Here is a 399-nt window from a genome sequence, read left to right on the forward strand (position 1 = left end):
TTCGGCGCGATCATCGGCCGCTACGGCAACCGGATCGCCAAGGGGGCATTTTCGTTGAACGGCAACGAGTATCACCTGCCGGTCAACAACAACGGCAACAGCCTGCATGGCGGCACGGCGGGCTTTGACACCAAGGTATGGCAGGCCGGCCAGCAGCACGACAGCGACACCGTGGGCGTTAAGCTCCAATATGTAAGTCCCGCAGGCGAAATGGGCTATCCCGGGACGCTGACGACAACCGTCACCTACACCCTGAACCAGAAAAACGAACTGCGCATCGACTACCACGCGACCACCGATGCGCCGACCGTGATCAACCTGACCAATCACAGCTACTTCAACCTGGCGGGTGAGGACGCCCTCGACGTCTACGACCACAAGGTCACCATCGATGCCGAC

General features: G+C 60.4%; 1 pseudogene. It reads left to right on the top strand.

Going from position 1 to position 399, the window contains the following annotated elements:
- A pseudogene (locus WU80_RS24875) lies at positions 1-399 on the top strand (galactose-1-epimerase); the annotation flags it as partial.

The organism is Mycobacterium sp. UM_11 (assembly GCF_001414075.1).
Taxonomy (GTDB): Bacteria; Actinomycetota; Actinomycetes; order Mycobacteriales; family Mycobacteriaceae; genus Mycobacterium.